Genomic DNA, 16,380 nt, shown 5'->3' on the forward strand with positions numbered 1-16,380 from the left:
CGGAAGTCTTTTTGTAACAATTCAAACTTCCAAGTTGTAAACAAATTAATACAACAAACGGAATTGCAAACTTACACACGCATCACTGCGTAGATCAAAAAAACAATCACCGCACGAGGTTTCATGATGGAAGGTCAACAGCACGGCGAGCAGCTAAAGCGCGGCCTTAAAAACCGCCATATTCAGCTTATCGCGCTGGGTGGCGCGATAGGGACCGGGCTATTCCTGGGAAGCGCCTCCGTAATACAGTCCGCAGGGCCAGGGATCATTCTGGGTTACGCCATTGCTGGTTTTATCGCCTTTCTGATCATGCGTCAGCTAGGTGAAATGGTGGTCGAAGAACCGGTAGCAGGCTCCTTCAGCCACTTTGCTTATAAATACTGGGGGAGCTTTGCTGGCTTCGCCTCAGGCTGGAACTACTGGGTATTGTACGTATTAGTTGCCATGGCGGAGCTTACTGCCGTCGGCAAATACATTCAGTTCTGGTATCCGGATATCCCAACCTGGGCTTCTGCCGCCGTGTTCTTTGTGGTGATCAACGCCATCAACCTGACCAACGTTAAAGTGTTTGGCGAGATGGAGTTCTGGTTTGCCATTATCAAAGTTATCGCGGTGGTGGCGATGATCATCTTCGGCGGCTGGCTGCTGTTCAGTGGCAACGGCGGTCCGCAAGCGACCGTCCGTAACCTCTGGGAACAGGGCGGATTCCTGCCGCACGGCTTCACCGGGCTGGTGATGATGATGGCGATTATTATGTTCTCGTTTGGTGGTCTGGAGCTAGTGGGGATCACCGCCGCAGAGGCCGATAACCCGGAGCAAAGCATCCCGAAAGCAACCAATCAGGTTATCTACCGCATCCTGATTTTCTACATTGGTTCGTTAGCCGTCCTGCTCTCACTGATGCCGTGGACGCGCGTTACCGCTGATACCAGTCCATTCGTGTTGATCTTCCATGAACTGGGCGACACCTTTGTGGCTAACGCCCTGAATATCGTGGTGTTGACGGCGGCACTTTCCGTGTACAACAGTTGCGTCTACTGCAACAGCCGTATGCTGTTTGGTCTGGCACAACAGGGAAATGCACCGAAAATGCTTGCTTCCGTCGATAAACGCGGCGTACCGGTCAACACCATTCTGGTATCTGCGCTGGTTACGGCATTGTGCGTACTGATTAACTACCTTGCCCCAGAGTCCGCATTCGGACTGTTAATGGCGCTGGTGGTTTCCGCTCTGGTAATCAACTGGGCGATGATAAGTCTTGCGCACATGAAATTCCGTCGTGCCAAACAAGCACAAGGTGTGGCTACCCGCTTCCCTGCCCTGCTCTATCCGCTGGGTAACTGGATCTGCCTGCTGTTTATGGCGGCGGTACTGGTAATTATGCTGATGACGCCGGGGATGGCGATTTCGGTTTACCTGATCCCGGTATGGCTGGTGGTGTTAGGCATCGGCTATCTGTTTAAAGAGAAAACCGCAAAAGCAGTAAAAGCGCATTAATCTCTCTACGCCCTCACCCTGTCTGGGTGAGGGCAACAATCTTTACACCAATGTCCCGTAAATCGTCAGTAGCGCAATCACTACCACGACCACAAACGAGGTTTTCTTCGCCATTGAAACTGCTGCTTTCGGTGTCTCCACCTTATCGACATGCGGTTCACGCGCCAGAGAGAACTGCGCCAGACGCGTTAACACCTGATATTGCGAAGTATGGAAATCGGCCAGCGAAGCAAACCAGGCAGGTAACGCTTTCTCACCGTGGCCGATCAAGGCATAAACCACACCCGCAAGGCGAACCGGCACCCAATCCGCGACATGAAGCACTGCATCAATCCCCGACTGTAAACGATGATGCGGCGTCTGGTAACGCGCCAGCCAGTATTGCCATGCGCGCAAAAACGCATACCCCATCAGCGTAACTGGCCCCCAACTTCCCCCCACAATCAACCAGAACAGCGGTGCCAGGTAAAAACGAAAGTTAATCCACAGCAGTGCATTTTGCAGTTCCCGCAAGTATTCACGTTCATCGCAGCCTGCAGGGACGCCGTGAATCATAGTGAGTTCGCCAGCCATTGTGGAACGGGCATGGCTATCATTACGTGAAGCGGCTGCCAGATAAGCATGATAATGAAGACGAACTTTACCTGCGCCAATACACAGCAAACCAATCAGCAGCCACACCAGCAGCGTCGGAACGTTGAACAATAGCCCATGCAACGCGCGCAACAGCAAAAAAGTCACCCCCATCGCAATAATGGTCATACCTAACGTGCGCCCGAGTGAAAAATGTTTCACCCGCCGAAAGAACGCTTCAAGGCGGTGATCAAGCTGCCAGTGCTCGCCCAACTTAAACAGGCGCTCAAAAATTAACACCAGTAAGGTTGTGAATAGCGTCATGTTGTCTCCTTGCTGACCAGCGCGCGAAACCGTGCCCAATCAAATGCAGGACCAGGATCGGTTTTACGATCCGGCGCAATATCGCAATGCCCCGTCATGTTATTAGCAATAGCTGGATAGCGATCAATCAACGCCCGAGTGACCGCCGCCAGTTGCTGATACTGCGCATCGGTGTAAGCCAGCGTATCGGTGCCTTCCAGCTCAATCCCAATAGAAAAATCATTACAGCGTTCACGACCTTGATACTGAGAGACACCCGCGTGCCAGGCGCGTTTATCGAAAGGAACATACTGGACAATTTCACCATCACGGCGAATCAAACAGTGAGCGGAAACGCGCAAATGAGCTATCTCAGCAAAGAAGGGATGCGCCTGCGGATCAATAGTTCCGGTGAATAATGCGTCGATCCACGGGCCGCCAAACTCACCTGGCGGCAGGCTAATATTGTGCACCACCAGCAGGGTGGGAACTTCGTCATCCGGGCGACAATCGTAATGAGGCGAGGGAACGCGGCGCGCGCCGGTCAGCCACCCCTGTTCTAACAACATGCAGGATCTCCTTATATGTGGTGCTAATATCCGGTTCAGAGTAGCATGTTTCTACCTTATGATTCGTTAGCTATCTGGAGTTTTAACATGCCGCCTCGCCGCTATAACCCTGACACCCGACGTGACGAGCTGCTGGAACGCATTAATCTCGATATACCCGGCGCGGTGGCCCAGGCGCTGCGGGAAGATTTAGGCGGAACAGTCGATGCCAACAATGATATTACGGCAAAACTTTTACCGGAAAATTCTCGCTCTCATGCAACAGTGATCACCCGCGAGAATGGCGTATTTTGCGGCAAACGCTGGGTTGAAGAGGTGTTTATTCAACTGGCTGGTGACGATGTCACCATTATCTGGCATGTGGATGACGGTGATGTCATCAACGCCAATCAACTCCTTTTCGAACTTGAAGGCCCCTCCCGCGTGCTGTTAACGGGTGAACGTACGGCGCTCAATTTTGTACAAACCCTTTCTGGGGTTGCCAGTAAGGTTCGCCACTATGTCAAACTGCTGGAAGGCACCAACACGCAGTTGCTGGATACTCGCAAAACCTTGCCCGGTCTGCGTTCGGCTCTGAAATATGCGGTACTTTGCGGCGGCGGAGCGAATCACCGCCTGGGACTTTCTGACGCCTTCCTGATTAAAGAAAACCATATTATTGCCTCTGGCTCAGTACGTCAGGCGGTCGAAAAAGCGTCCTGGCTGCACCCGGATGCGCCAGTAGAAGTCGAAGTCGAGGATCTGGAAGAACTTGATGAAGCCCTGAAAGCAGGTGCCGATATCATCATGCTGGATAACTTCGAAACAGAACAAATGCGCGAAGCTGTCAAACGTACCAATGGTAAGGCGCTGCTGGAAGTTTCGGGTAACGTCACCGACAAAACTCTGCGCGAATTTGCCGAAACAGGCGTGGACTTTATCTCTGTCGGCGCACTGACCAAACACGTACAGGCACTCGACCTTTCAATGCGTTTTCGCTAATTGCTGACAGATTCATCCGCTCCGTAGCGAGCGGATGAATCTTACCTTCTCCAACTTTCTTCGTAACGCCTCGCAAATATCTTGTCTTTCACTGCAACATAATAAAAAACCTCGGAACCCGCCTTCCCGTTTCGTTTTTTGCCCCTCGCCTGTGCCGATGGCGTTTGCCAAAGTAGCGCCAACGAAATCAAGGAGCGAAACAGATGGACAAACAACGCGGCTTTACACTCATCGAACTAATGGTAGTTATTGGCATTATTGCCATTTTAAGCGCCATTGGTATTCCCGCTTATCAGAACTACCTGCGCAAAGCAGCGCTCACCGACATGCTGCAAACCTTTGTGCCTTACCGCACCGCCGTAGAATTATGCGCACTGGAGCATGGCGGATTAGATACCTGCGACGGCGGCAGTAACGGCATCCCCTCGCCCACCACCACTCGCTATGTCTCTGCTATGAGTGTGGCAAAAGGCGTGGTGTCGCTGACAGGACAAGAGAGCCTCAATGGGTTAAGCGTCATCATGACACCAGGTTGGGATAACGCCAACGGCGTCACCGGCTGGACGCGCAACTGCAATATTCAAAGTGACAGCGCGTTGCAGCAAGCCTGCGAAGATGTCTTCCGCTTTGATGACGCCAACTAAGGAGCGGCAATGAATATTTCACAGCTCACCGCTCTGTGCCTGCGTTACCAGGGCGTCTTGCTGGATGCCAGCGAAGAGGTGGTTCATGTTGCGGTGGTCGATGCGCCCTCACATGAGTTACTTGACGCTTTGCATTTCGCTACTACCAAACGCATTGAGATCACCTGCTGGACGCGCCAGCAGATGGAAGGCCACGCCAGCCGGTCACAACATAGGTTGCCCGTAGCAGCCCCGGAAAAATATCAGCCCAAAACAGAATTGCTGACTCAAACGTTACAATCTGCACTCGAACAACGCGCTTCTGATATTCATATCGAACCAGCGGACAATAGCTACCGCATCCGCTTACGCATCGACGGCGTGTTGCATCCTTTACCAGATGTTCCACTGGATGCCGGAATAGCATTAACCGCCAGATTAAAAGTGCTGGGAAGCCTGGATATTGCGGAACATCGCCTGCCGCAGGATGGGCAATTCACTGTCGAACTGGCGGATAACACAGTCTCATTTCGCATTGCTACCTTGCCATGTCGGGGCGGTGAAAAAGTGGTATTGCGGCTGTTACAGCAGGTGGACCAGGCGCTGGATGTCAACACGCTGGGAATGCAGCAGTTACAACTGGCGGACTTTGCTCATGCCCTACAGCAACCACAAGGGCTGGTGTTGGTTACCGGTCCTACCGGTAGCGGTAAAACGGTCACACTTTATAGCGCTCTGCAAACGCTGAATACCGCCGATATTAATATTTGCAGCGTCGAAGATCCGGTGGAGATCCCCATCGCAGGGCTTAACCAGACGCAAATCCATCCGCGTGCTGGTCTTACCTTTCAGGGGGTTTTGCGTGCGTTATTACGTCAGGATCCCGATGTCATCATGATCGGAGAGATCCGTGATGGTGAAACGGCAGAAATTGCCATTAAAGCCGCACAAACGGGTCACCTGGTGTTGTCCACGCTACACACCAACTCTACCTGCGAAACACTGGTGCGTTTACAGCAAATGGGTGTTGCCCGCTGGATGCTCTCATCAGCACTCACGCTGGTGGTAGCCCAACGTCTGGTTCGCAAACTTTGCCCGCATTGTCGCCTGCAGCAAGGGGAAGCAATCCGCCTTCCAGGCAATTTATGGTCATCGTCGTTGCCCCGCTGGCAAGCACCTGGTTGTAAACATTGCTACCACGGTTTTTATGGCCGCACGGCCTTATTTGAAGTTCTGCCCATAACACCTGTCATACGCCAGCTCATTTCCGCTAATACCGACGTTGAATCGCTGGAAGCGCACGCCCGACAAACAGGAATGCACACGCTTTTTGAAAACGGCTGCCTGGCCGTGGAACAAGGTTTAACCACCTTTGAAGAGTTAATCCGCGTATTGGGGATGCCACATGGCGAGTAAGCAACTCTGGCGCTGGCATGGCATAACCGGCGACGGCAATGCGCAAGATGGAGTACTGTGGGCAGAGAGCCGTTCTTTGCTACTTATCGCACTACAGCAACAAGCCGTTACCCCACTGCACCTGAAGCGGATATCTATTAATTCAGCCCAGTGGCACGCAGACAAAAGCGCGGAAGTCATTCATCAACTGGCAACATTACTCAAAGCCGGACTAACCCTTTCGGAAGGATTAGCCCTATTGGCGGAGCAACATCCGAGCAGGCAATGGCAGGCGTTATTGCAATCGCTGGCACACGATCTCGAACAGGGTATTGCCTTTTCCAATGCCTTATTGCCCTGGTCAGAGGTTTTTCCGCCGCTTTATCAGGCGATGATCCGCACAGGTGAACTGACCGGTAAGCTGGATGAATGCTGCTTTGAACTGGCTCGTCAGCAAAAAGCCCAGCGCCAGTTAGCCGACAAAGTGAAATCAGCATTGCGTTATCCCATTATCATTTTAGTGATGGCGATAACGGTAGTTGTAGCAATGCTGCATTTTGTTCTGCCCGAGTTTGCCGCTATCTATAAAACCTTTAACACCCCGCTACCGACACTTACACAGGGGATCATGACGTTGGCAGATTTCAGCGGTGAGTGGGGCTGGCTGCTGCTGTTGTTCGGCTTACTGCTGGCAATAGCCAATAAGTTGCTGATGCGCCGCCCGACCTGGCTTATCGTGAGGCAGAAATCGCTGTTACGCATCCCAATTATGGGTTCACTAATGCGGGGACAAAAGCTCACGCAGATCTTTACGATTCTGGCGCTGACACAAAGTGCAGGTATTACTTTTTTGCAAGGGGTAGAGAGCGTCAAAGAGACAATGGGCTGCCCGTACTGGGCACAACTTCTGACACAAATCCAGCACGATATCAGCAACGGTCAGCCCATCTGGCTGGCGTTAAAAAATGCCGGTGAGTTTAGCCCACTCTGTTTGCAGTTAGTGAGAACGGGAGAAGCATCCGGGTCGCTGGATCTCATGCTGGAGAATCTCGCCCACCATCATCGGGATAACACGTTGGCGCTGGCAGATAATCTTGCTGCTTTACTGGAACCGGCCTTACTGGTCATTACCGGAGGAATTATCGGCACGCTGGTGGTGGCAATGTATTTGCCAATTTTCCATCTGGGCGACGCGATGAGTGGGATGGGATAACGCTGGCGCAGTGATCCACGCCAGCATTGGGAGATTACAGGTTATTGAAGATGCGGTTTTCTTGTTCCAGTACGCGGATAAACGTGGTGCGCTTGGTCAGTTCTTTCAGGCGAGAAGCCCCAACATATGTACAAGCTGAACGCAGGCCACCCAAAATATCACGCGCGGTGTTTTCAACAGGGCCACGCAGCGGCAGCTTAACGGTTTTACCTTCCGCTGCACGATATTCTGCAACGCCGCCAACGTGACGTTTCATCGCAGACTCGGAGCTCATACCGTAGAACAACATAAATTTTTCGCCGTTCTCTTCGACGATACGACCGCCGCTCTCTTCGTGCCCCGCCAGCATACCGCCGAGCATCACGAAATCAGCACCGCCACCAAAGGCTTTAGCTACATCGCCCGGCGTGGTGCAACCGCCATCGCTGACGATCATCCCGCCCAGACCGTGCGCGGCATCAGCACATTCGATTACTGCAGAAAGCTGCGGGTAACCGACGCCCGTCTTGACGCGAGTCGTACAAACAGAACCTGGGCCAATGCCAACTTTAACGATATCGGCACCGGAGAGGATAAGCTCCTCACACATTTCACCTGTCACTACGTTGCCAGCACAAATGGTTTTGGTCGGCCACGCTTCACGCGCTTTCGCAACGAACTGTACGAAGTGCTCGGAATAACCATTCGCCACGTCAATACAAACGAAGTTTAATGCCGGGTTCAGGTCGAGAATCCGTTTAGTTTTTTCGAAATCCGCATCTGACGTGCCGGTAGAAACCATCACATGTTTCAGCACATCAGCGGAAGAATTGTTGATAAACGCTTGCCACTCGTCAACAGAGTAATGTTTATGTACAGCAGTCAGAATATCGAAAGAAGCCAATGCCGTAGCCATGGTAAAAGTGCCTACGGTATCCATATTTGCGGCGATAATCGGCACGCCGGACCAGCTCTGACCTGAATGTTTGAAGGTGAATTGACGTTCCAGTTCAACATCGGAACGGCTTTTAAGAGTGGAGCGTTTAGGACGGATGAGAACGTCTTTAAAACCTAACTTCAGATCTTCTTCAATACGCATGTGCGGATTCCTGGGGTTAATGGCTATAAGGGTAAGAGCACAACTCCAGTGACGCTATCATACGCACTAATCTATGTGGCGCAAGACTGCGAAATTGTCTTTTTTTACGCTACAATCCCATAAATTTACCTGGTAAATAATGGGCGAACGTTTCATTAATCCCGCTTTCGCGTGCTCATTTTTAATGTTTTGATAATCATGATGAATTCCCGGGAATATAAAATATGAGGTATACGGTTGCCTTAACGGGTGGCATTGGCAGTGGCAAGAGTACCGTTGCAAATGCGTTTGCTGACCTCGGAATTAACGTCATTGATGCCGATATTATTGCGCGTCAGGTAGTTGAACCGGGTAGACCTGCACTGCGTGCCATTGCTGAACATTTCGGCGCTGATATGATTGCTGCTGATGGAACATTGCAGCGCCGGGCCTTACGCGAGCGGATCTTCGCCAACCCGGAAGAGAAAAACTGGCTTAATGCCCTGCTACATCCGTTGATTCAGCAGGAGACGCAACGTCAGTTCCAGCAAGCAACTTCCCCCTATGTACTTTGGGTTGTGCCATTGCTGGTAGAAAACTCGCTGTATAAAAAAGCGAATCGTGTGCTGGTGGTGGATGTCAGCCCAGAAACGCAACTTAAGCGCACCATGCAGCGCGATGATGTTACTCGCGAACATGTCGAACAAATTCTTGCTGCCCAGGCAACGCGCGAAGCCCGCCTTGCCGTGGCAGATGACGTCATTGATAATAACGGCGCACCGGATGCTATTGCATCGGATGTTGCCCGCCTGCACGCAAATTACTTGCAGCTTGCGTCGCAGTTTGTCTCACAGGAAAAACCTTAATGCAGACCCAGGTCCTTTTTGAACATCCACTAAATGAAAAAATGCGTACATGGCTACGCATTGAGTTTTTGATTCAGCAACTCACTGTAAATTTACCCATCGTTGACTACGCTGGCGCTCTGCATTTCTTCCGTAATGTCAGTGACTTGTTGGATGTTTTCGAGCGTGGGGAAGTACGCACCGAATTGTTGAAAGAGCTTGACCGCCAGCAGCGTAAACTCCAGACCTGGATTGACGTGCCAGGCGTGGACCAGAGCCGTATTGAAGCATTAATTCAGCAGTTAAAAGCGGCGGGCAGCGTGCTGATTTCCGCACCGCGTATCGGGCAATTTCTGCGTGAAGATCGTCTGATTGCTTTAGTGCGCCAGCGTCTGAGCATACCCGGCGGTTGTTGTAGCTTTGATTTGCCAACTTTGCATATCTGGCTGCATTTACCCCAGGCGCAGCGCGACAGCCAGGTAGAAACCTGGATTGCCAGCCTGAATCCGCTCACCCAGGCACTTACCATGGTGTTAGATTTAATTCGCCAGTCGGCACCGTTTCGCAAACAAACCAGTCTGAACGGTTTCTATCAGGATAATGGCGAAGACGCTGATCTTCTACGGCTGAATCTGGCCCTTGATTCACAGCTTTATCCGCAAATTTCCGGTCATAAGAGTCGTTTTGCGATTCGTTTTATGCCGCTGGACAGTGAAAATGGTCTGGTGCCAGAGCGCCTGGATTTTGAACTGGCGTGCTGCTAAGGAGTTACGATGTCAGAAACTATTACGGTGAACTGCCCAACTTGCGGGAAAACGGTGGTATGGGGTGAAATCAGCCCGTTTCGGCCATTTTGTTGCAAACGTTGTCAGTTGATCGACCTCGGAGAATGGGCTGCTGAAGAAAAACGCATCCCCAGCAGCGGCGATCTGTCCGAAAGCGATGACTGGAGCGAAGAGCTGAAGTAATTGGGTGTAAGAGGTGAGGCATTGTCGGATGCGGTGTAAACGCCTTATCCGACCTGCAAGATCTTGCATATCAACGGATTACAAAATCCCGCAGGCCTGATAAGACGCGCCTGCGTCGCATCAGGCATCAGGGCAAATGTCGGATGCGGCGTGAACGCCTTATTTGACCTACAGGCGCTTAAGCTTCGCAATTACCGGTTCATTGGCTGGCGGAAAATCTTCTGCATTGAGGCTGGCCAGCGCCATCCACTCACCAGGTTGCCCTTCTTTTCCCCACGGTTCCCCTTCCCAGCCTTCGACCAGCCAGAACCACAGTGTGATATGCCTGTCAGGGAACTGATATTCCAGCTTTTCAAACAGCGAAAAACGTTGTGGCGTAATCCCGACTTCTTCCTGAAGCTCCCGCACCACAGCCTGTTCTGGCGTTTCGCCCGCTTCAATTTTACCGCCAGGAAACTCCAACTTATTCGCCATGTGCGCATCTGCGGCACGGCGGGTTATAAAGATTTCGTGGTTCTCGTTGCGAATAATACCTACCGCAATTTGCAGTTTTTTCATTGTCTTAAACCTATAAAAAAGGCGCAGATTTCTGCGCCTTTTGTCTTATTGATTAGCTTTTATTGCAGGCGACCATGGCACTGCTTGTATTTTTTACCGGAACCGCACGGGCAAGGATCGTTACGCCCAACTTTACGCTCGCCGGTTTGTGCAGCCAGCGCCGCTGCGGCTGCAGAGTCGTCATCCTGATGGCTAAGCTGCTGCATTTGCGCTAAACGCTCGGCTTCCATACGACGCTGTTGCTCCAGCTCTTCAACTTCTTCCGGCATACGAACCTGAACTTTGCTCAGCGTGCTAACCACTTCATATTTCAATGATTCCAGCATCGCCGCAAACATTGCGAAGGATTCACGTTTGTATTCCTGCTTCGGATCTTTCTGCGCGTAACCACGCAGGTGGATCCCCTGACGCAGGTAATCCATCGCCGCCAGGTGCTCTTTCCACAGGGAGTCCAGCGTTTGCAACATCACACCTTTCTCGAAGTGACGCATCATCTCGGCGCCAACCACTTCTTCTTTACGCTGATACACTTCGATGGACTGCGCCAGAATACGCTCACGCAGCGTCTCTTCATGCAGCTCTGGCTCTTTGTCCAGCCACTCGGCAATCGGCATATCGAGATCGAAATCGTTTTTCAGACGCTCTTGCAGCCCAGGAATGTCCCACATTTCTTCCAGTGATTGTGGCGGAATGTAGGCATCGATGGTCGCTTTGAACACATCTTCACGAATGCTGTTGATGGTTTCGCTCACATCGCTGACATCCAGCAGTTCGTTACGCTGGGAGTAAATGGCGCGACGCTGATCGTTAGCTACGTCATCGTATTCCAGCAACTGTTTACGAATGTCGAAGTTACGGCTTTCAACTTTACGCTGGGCGTTGGCAATTGCTTTGGTTACCCAAGGGTGTTCAATCGCTTCTCCAGGTTTCATACCCAGTTTACGCATCATGCCGGAAACACGGTCGGAGGCAAAAATACGCATCAGCGCATCTTCCATCGACAGGTAGAAACGGGAAGAACCGGCATCGCCCTGGCGACCCGAACGGCCACGCAACTGGTTATCGATACGACGAGATTCGTGACGTTCTGTACCGATGATATGCAAACCACCTGCTGCCAGAACCGCGTCGTGGCGTACCTGCCAGTCAGCTTTAATTTTTTCAATTTGCTCTGCGGTCGGGTTTTCCAGCGCGGCAACTTCTGCCTGCCAGCTACCGCCGAGCACAATGTCAGTACCACGACCCGCCATGTTGGTCGCGATAGTCACAGCCGCCGGATAACCCGCCTGGGCAACAATCGCAGCTTCGTTGGCGTGGAATTTGGCGTTCAGAACGTTATGCTTGATACCCGCTTTGGTTAGCTCGTTTGATACCAGTTCTGATTTTTCGATGGAGATAGTACCAACCAGCACCGGCTGGCCTTTCGCGGTACGCTCTTTGATATCTTCAATGATCGCCTGGATTTTTTCCGCTTCGGTCATGTAGACCAGATCCGGCAGATCTTTACGAATCATCGGACGGTTAGTCGGAACGACGACGGTATCCAGCTTGTAGATTGAGCTAAATTCGAATGCTTCGGTATCAGCCGTACCGGTCATCCCCGCCAGTTTTTCATACAAACGGAAGTAGTTCTGGAAGGTGATAGAAGCCAGCGTCTGGTTTTCGTTCTGGATCTGCACACCTTCTTTCGCTTCCACAGCCTGGTGCAGGCCATCGGACCAGCGACGCCCTTGCATGGTACGACCGGTATGTTCGTCAACGATGATAACTTCACCATCTTTAACGATGTAATCGACGTCGCGGGTAAATAGCGCGTGGGCACGCAGCGCCGCCGTTACGTGGTGCATCAGCATGATATTAGCCGGAGAATACAACGACTCGCCTTCGGCCATGATCCCTTCTTTCACCAACAGCTCTTCAATCAGCACCAAACCACGTTCGGTCAGGTTCACCTGACGAGATTTTTCATCAACCGAGAAGTGACCTTCGCCCTGGAAGGTTTCAGAGTCTTCTTTTTCCTGGCGGATCAGGTGTGGAATGATTTTGTTGACGCGCTTATACATTTCCGAACTGTCTTCTGCCGGACCAGAAATGATCAGCGGTGTACGCGCTTCATCGATCAGGATGGAGTCCACTTCGTCCACCAGCGCATAGTGCAGTTTACGCTGTACACGCTCTTCTGGGCTGAACGCCATGTTGTCGCGCAGGTAGTCGAAACCGTACTCGTTGTTAGTACCGTAAGTAATGTCGGCCGCATAGGCTTCACGTTTCGCTGGCGCAGGCATGCCCGGTAGGTTGATGCCGACGGTCATACCGAGGAATTCAAACAGCGGACGGTTGTTTTCGGCGTCACGCTGCGCCAGGTAATCGTTGACGGTAACAACGTGCACGCCCTTACCGGTTAATGCGTTCAGGTAAGCAGGCAGCGTTGCGGTCAGTGTTTTACCTTCACCAGTACGCATTTCCGCGATACAGCGTTCATTAAGAACCATGCCGCCGAGCAACTGAACGTCGAAGTGACGCATCCCAAAGACACGCTTACTTGCTTCACGCACAACGGCAAAGGCTTCCGGGATCAGGTTTTCCAGCACTTCGCCTTTTTCCAGACGTGCGCGAAACTCTGCAGTTTTTCCCTTCAGTTCTTCGTCGGAGAGTTTTTCCATCTCCGGTTCCATGGCATTGATGAGGTTGACGACTTTGCGCATCCGGCGCAGGGTGCGGTCGTTACGGCTACCGAAAACTTTTGTTAATAATTTGATTAGCATAATAAAATCTCAAACGCCCCGCAGTGCGGAGTTAATAAAATGAAATAAAGGTTTTGTCGTTATTAGCTAAGGCGTTGAGGGCCAGCACGGATACCTTGCGCCTGGCTGATCCAGACGGGCGTGCTGAATGCTGCTTGCGGAGTAAAATGCGCATAATCAATGCGATAACCATTTTCAGGCGGCGTGCCTTCCTGGGTCAGCAGCGCGCTGAGCGTATCCAGTAAAGCAAGATGTTGCGCCTGAAACGGTAAAGACTCTTCAGCAACGGGCAGCGTTTGCGGTGCCATTGCGAAGGAAAGATGACGGATTACCGTGCGAATTGCGTGTTGATGCCAGTAATCAACGGAATAGTTCGAGTTTGGGCGGCGCGTATTCGCTTCCAACAAGGCCAACTGACTAAAGTTAACTTTGGCGGAAGGCTCGTGGTTGCGGGTTGTCGCTTTTGCGGGCGCATTTGGTTCGGCGGCGTTGCTGAGCGCAGGCAAACCTAAACTCGCCGCGACCATCCCTAATAAGAGATGCGGCCAGAAGTAGCGTTTACCAAACTGTCGCCAGCGCGTCAGTATTCCACTCACGTTATTGCCATCCCAATCGTATTCAAACGTTTTTAGCGCACAAATCTTATCATTAAAGGCCGAAGTCCACAGCAGGAATGAAGATAAGTTGTGCGTAAAAGTGTTTAAGAAAACAGCGTTCGCACCGTTTCTTACGGCCCTGATAACAACTCAAAAAAAACGACTGGTTCACCTGGCCGGAGAGAGTGCCAGATTTGCCAGTCGAATTTTATACGACAGTATAAATGTCGTTATGCCAGTACCGTCGAAGGCGCTTTGAAGGCCAACGGCAGTTCTGCGTCGTCCTGGAAGGTCACATATTCCCAGGCTTCCTGTTTTGCCAGGACAGCCTGCAACAGTTTGTTATTCAGTGCATGACCGGATTTATAGGCGGTAAATGCACCAATAATATTGTGACCACACATGAACAAGTCACCGATCGCGTCAAGCATTTTGTGACGCACAAATTCGTCTTCAAAACGCAAACCGTCTTCGTTCAGTACGCGATAATCGTCAACAACGATGGCACAATCGAAGCTGCCGCCCAGGCACAAACCACGAGACTGCAGATATTCAATATCGCGCATGAAACCGAATGTACGCGCACGGCTGATCTGACGCATAAACGCATCAGCAGAGAAGTTCATCGCATAGCGTTGATTGCTGGAATCGATAGCCGGATGGTTGAAATCGATGGTGAAATCCAGCGAAAAACCATTATATGGCTTAAATTCAGCCCACTTATCGCCATCTTCGACACGAACAGTCTCTTTGATGCGAACAAATTTCTTGGCGCAGTTGAGTTCGTCGATACCAGCATCAAGCAGCAGGTAAACAAACGGAGCAGCGCTGCCGTCCATAATCGGGATTTCCGGTGCGTTAACTTCGATAACGATGTTATCGATGCCTAAGCCCGCGAGCGCAGCGTTCAAGTGCTCAACGGTTGAAATCCGTACATCATGCTCGTTGACCAGACACGTACAGAGCATGGTATCACGCACAGATTTGGCATCGGCCGGGAAATCTACCGGTGGATTCAAGTCGGTGCGACGATAGATGACCCCGGTGTTGGCCGGCGCAGGGCGTAACGTCAGGGTGACTTTCTTGCCGGTATGTAAACCGACACCCGTCGCCTGAACGATACGTTTAAGTGTCCTTTGTTTGATCATCGTATTATCTCGCCAAATTATCTATCCAACCGAAGTGTACTATACATTCGGCAGGCCAGTTTAGCACAAAGAGCCTCGTAACCCAAATTCCAGCTTATTCTTAGTCAGCTTGCTTACGCAAGAATGCAGGGATATCCAGATAATCAGGTTCTTTCGCGGTTTGCGGCGTATTGTCGTTCACCACTTTAGCGACCGGTTTCTGTTCCTGAGTCAGCGGTGCCATACCGTGCTGTTGGTAACGATCCATCACCGGCTGCTGAACTTGTTTATTGGTCACGAGAGTGATTTCAGGACGTTTGTCCATGCCGATGCCTGTTGCAACCACGGTTACACGCAGTTCATCGTTCATATCCGGGTCAAGAGATGTACCGATAACCACAGTCGCGTTATCCGAAGCAAATGCACGGATGGTGTTACCTACGGTTTCGAATTCATCCAGACGCAGGTCGAAGCCCGCCGTGATGTTAACCAGCACGCCGCGCGCGCCAGACAGGTCGATGTCTTCCAGCAGCGGAGAAGAGATAGCCATTTCAGCCGCTTCTTCCGCACGGTCTTCGCCGCTTGCCACACCAGAACCCATCATCGCGTAGCCCATTTCAGACATCACGGTACGAACGTCTGCAAAGTCGACGTTCATCAGACCCGGACGAGTAATCAGTTCAGCGATACCCTGAACAGCACCTTTCAGCACATCATTCGCTGCGCCAAACGCATCAAGCAGGGAAATACCGCGACCGAGCACCTTCAGCAGTTTATCGTTCGGGATGGTAATCAGTGAGTCCACATGCTTGGACAATTCAGTGATCCCCTGCTCCGCGAAGGCCATACGCTTCTTGCCTTCAAAGTTGAAAGGCTTAGTCACGACAGCAACGGTCAGGATCCCTAAATCTTTTGCAACTTCAGCAACGACCGGCGCAGCACCTGTACCAGTACCGCCCCCCATACCTGCTGCAATAAATACCATGTCTGCACCTTCCAGCGCCGCACGCAGTGCATCGCGATCCTCATCAGCCGCATTACGGCCAACTTCTGGATTAGCGCCAGCTCCCAGTCCTTTGGTTATACCACTACCGATCTGAATCGTCTGCCCAACCGCTGTTTTACGCAGCGCCTGTGCATCGGTATTTACCGCGAAGAATTCAACACCTTCAATGCGCTCACGCACCATGTGCTCAACAGCATTACCGCCGCCGCCGCCGACGCCGATGACTTTAATCACCGCGTCGTTGGTAAGTTCCATTGGTTCAAACATAGTTTCTCTCCGATATGTGCCTGTCGCCTGAGGCCGTAATCACCGTCGACCTCATAAA

17 protein-coding genes are annotated in these 16,380 nt (G+C 51.6%); 8 read left to right on the top strand and 9 right to left on the bottom strand.

Translation table 11 applies throughout. From position 1 onward, the window contains the following. The first annotated feature begins 123 nt into the window (after positions 1-123). A complete protein-coding gene (aroP, locus tag BEA93_RS11330) occupies positions 124-1,497 on the top strand; it encodes an aromatic amino acid transporter AroP (protein ID WP_000969908.1) in 1,374 nt (457 codons plus the stop codon). A 42-nt stretch (positions 1,498-1,539) separates the two neighbouring features. Here aroP and ampE read toward each other — a convergent pair whose 3' ends face one another. Both ampE and ampD read right to left on the bottom strand, forming a co-directional pair. Further along, the gene (gene ampE / locus BEA93_RS11335) at positions 1,540-2,394 is read right to left on the bottom strand and encodes a beta-lactamase regulator AmpE (RefSeq protein ID WP_000171988.1); all 855 of its coding nucleotides are present in this window, start codon (positions 2,392-2,394) and stop codon (positions 1,540-1,542) included. Beyond that, complete coding sequence (gene ampD / locus BEA93_RS11340; protein WP_000923708.1) at positions 2,391-2,942, bottom strand: 1,6-anhydro-N-acetylmuramyl-L-alanine amidase AmpD; 552 nt, start codon at positions 2,940-2,942, stop codon at positions 2,391-2,393. Before ampD ends, ampE begins: the two co-directional genes overlap by 4 nt. Positions 2,943-3,029: 87 nt before the next feature. Here ampD and nadC point away from each other — a divergent pair, with 87 nt between their 5' ends. From nadC to hofC, 4 genes are all read left to right on the top strand, one after another. Further along, on the top strand, positions 3,030-3,923 hold the full coding sequence (gene nadC, locus BEA93_RS11345; RefSeq protein WP_001135155.1) for a carboxylating nicotinate-nucleotide diphosphorylase: 894 nt from the start codon (positions 3,030-3,032) through the stop codon (positions 3,921-3,923). A 203-nt stretch (positions 3,924-4,126) separates the two neighbouring features. After that, the gene (gene ppdD / locus BEA93_RS11350) at positions 4,127-4,567 is read left to right on the top strand and encodes a prepilin peptidase-dependent pilin (protein WP_000360899.1); all 441 of its coding nucleotides are present in this window, start codon (positions 4,127-4,129) and stop codon (positions 4,565-4,567) included. A 9-nt stretch (positions 4,568-4,576) separates the two neighbouring features. Continuing rightward, positions 4,577-5,962, top strand: a complete 1,386-nt coding sequence (gene gspE / locus BEA93_RS11355) for a type II secretion system protein GspE (RefSeq protein WP_016262869.1) — start codon at positions 4,577-4,579, stop codon at positions 5,960-5,962. Then, entirely contained in the window at positions 5,952-7,154 is a 1,203-nt protein-coding gene (gene hofC / locus BEA93_RS11360; RefSeq protein ID WP_016262868.1) for a protein transport protein HofC, read from the top strand. Before gspE ends, hofC begins: the two co-directional genes overlap by 11 nt. A gap of 34 nt (positions 7,155-7,188) precedes the next feature. Here the strand turns inward: hofC and guaC are convergent, their stop codons facing one another. Then, complete coding sequence (gene guaC / locus BEA93_RS11365; protein ID WP_105224680.1) at positions 7,189-8,232, bottom strand: GMP reductase; 1,044 nt, start codon at positions 8,230-8,232, stop codon at positions 7,189-7,191. 155 nt (positions 8,233-8,387) lie between these two features. Continuing rightward, positions 8,388-8,432 carry a hypothetical protein gene (locus BEA93_RS25450; protein WP_175419238.1) on the bottom strand — a complete coding sequence of 15 codons (45 nt, stop codon included), beginning with the start codon at positions 8,430-8,432 and terminating at the stop codon, positions 8,388-8,390. 24 nt (positions 8,433-8,456) lie between these two features. Between BEA93_RS25450 and coaE the strand changes: the two genes are divergently transcribed. Genes coaE through yacG form a run of 3 tightly spaced genes read left to right on the top strand, consistent with a single transcriptional unit; the run spans position 8,457 to position 10,024 of the window. Next, the gene (gene coaE / locus BEA93_RS11370; protein WP_016249611.1) at positions 8,457-9,077 is read left to right on the top strand and encodes a dephospho-CoA kinase; all 621 of its coding nucleotides are present in this window, start codon (positions 8,457-8,459) and stop codon (positions 9,075-9,077) included. After that, positions 9,077-9,820 (top strand): cell division protein ZapD, encoded by a 744-nt coding sequence (gene zapD / locus BEA93_RS11375; RefSeq protein ID WP_001194740.1) that lies wholly within the window; start codon positions 9,077-9,079, stop codon positions 9,818-9,820. The genes coaE and zapD overlap by 1 nt, the downstream gene beginning before the upstream one ends. Positions 9,821-9,829: 9 nt before the next feature. Beyond that, entirely contained in the window at positions 9,830-10,024 is a 195-nt protein-coding gene (gene yacG, locus BEA93_RS11380) for a DNA gyrase inhibitor YacG (RefSeq protein WP_000005032.1), read from the top strand. A gap of 168 nt (positions 10,025-10,192) precedes the next feature. Here the strand turns inward: yacG and mutT are convergent, their stop codons facing one another. From mutT to ftsZ, 5 genes are all read right to left on the bottom strand, one after another. After that, positions 10,193-10,582 carry an 8-oxo-dGTP diphosphatase MutT gene (gene mutT, locus BEA93_RS11385; RefSeq protein WP_001517744.1) on the bottom strand — a complete coding sequence of 130 codons (390 nt, stop codon included), beginning with the start codon at positions 10,580-10,582 and terminating at the stop codon, positions 10,193-10,195. Positions 10,583-10,641: 59 nt separating this feature from the next. Then, positions 10,642-13,347, bottom strand: coding sequence for a preprotein translocase subunit SecA (secA, locus tag BEA93_RS11390; protein WP_000905806.1), 2,706 nt, complete (start codon positions 13,345-13,347; stop codon positions 10,642-10,644). A 62-nt stretch (positions 13,348-13,409) separates the two neighbouring features. Then, positions 13,410-13,922 (bottom strand): secA translation cis-regulator SecM, encoded by a 513-nt coding sequence (gene secM, locus BEA93_RS11395; protein ID WP_000014327.1) that lies wholly within the window; start codon positions 13,920-13,922, stop codon positions 13,410-13,412. Between the two features lie 230 nt (positions 13,923-14,152). Then, a complete protein-coding gene (gene lpxC, locus BEA93_RS11400) occupies positions 14,153-15,070 on the bottom strand; it encodes a UDP-3-O-acyl-N-acetylglucosamine deacetylase (protein ID WP_000595484.1) in 918 nt (305 codons plus the stop codon). 100 nt (positions 15,071-15,170) lie between these two features. Beyond that, positions 15,171-16,322, bottom strand: coding sequence for a cell division protein FtsZ (ftsZ, locus tag BEA93_RS11405; protein ID WP_000462777.1), 1,152 nt, complete (start codon positions 16,320-16,322; stop codon positions 15,171-15,173). Positions 16,323-16,380 lie beyond the last annotated feature (58 nt).

The sequence above is a fragment of the Escherichia sp. MOD1-EC5950 genome (genome assembly GCF_002965345.1).
Lineage (GTDB): Bacteria > Pseudomonadota > Gammaproteobacteria > Enterobacterales > Enterobacteriaceae > Escherichia > Escherichia marmotae.